This is a genomic window from Salmonella sp. SAL4457 (assembly GCF_046548235.1).
GTDB lineage: Bacteria > Pseudomonadota > Gammaproteobacteria > Enterobacterales > Enterobacteriaceae > Salmonella > Salmonella enterica.
Genome location: NZ_JBGDZO010000035.1, coordinates 1 through 531 on the forward strand (window position 1 = coordinate 1; position 531 = coordinate 531).

Genomic DNA, 531 nt, shown 5'->3' on the forward strand with positions numbered 1-531 from the left:
GTAGTCGTCCAGGCTGGCGTCTTCGAAGGTGCCGTCGACGCGGAAGGCCTCGGCTGGCTGGTGATGGTTCCAGCCGCGCACCTCGCCGGCCTTGTCGGAAAGAATCCTTACCGTGGCGCCGGCGTCTTCCAGGGCTTTTTTCGGACCGGTCAGTTCGACCTGTTCGAAACCGTCGGTCACCAGGGCGGCGACGACCTTGCCGTGCAGGGATTGGGTCATGGCATGTCTCCCGATATCAGAAGGGGTATTCATTCCGACCCTGGCGGCTGCGGGAAAAGTTCCATGTCCGTTGCCTGGCGCCGCTTTTCCGGTAGAAGCCCGCCCCATGGCGGGGTTCTCCGGGTAAACTGCGCGCACCGTCAACTTTCGCCTCCGTCCTCATGGTCCAAGAACTCACCGCCGAGCAGATCCGCCAGGCCCTGCAAGGCATCAGCGTGCCGCCGCAACCCCAGATCATGGTCGACCTGCAGATGGAGCAGGTCATGCCCAATCCGGACCTGAAGAACATTGCCAGGCTGATCAGCCAGGACC

The 531-nt window shown here is 62.9% G+C and carries 2 pseudogenes; one reads left to right on the top strand and one right to left on the bottom strand.

Annotated features, from left to right (window positions below):
* Window positions 1-219 (bottom strand): annotated as a pseudogene (gene pfpI, locus ACLJNW_RS23080) (protease PfpI); the annotation flags it as partial.
* Window positions 220-380: 161 nt separating this feature from the next.
* Here pfpI and ACLJNW_RS23085 point away from each other — a divergent pair.
* Window positions 381-531, top strand: a pseudogene (locus tag ACLJNW_RS23085) (histidine kinase); the annotation flags it as partial.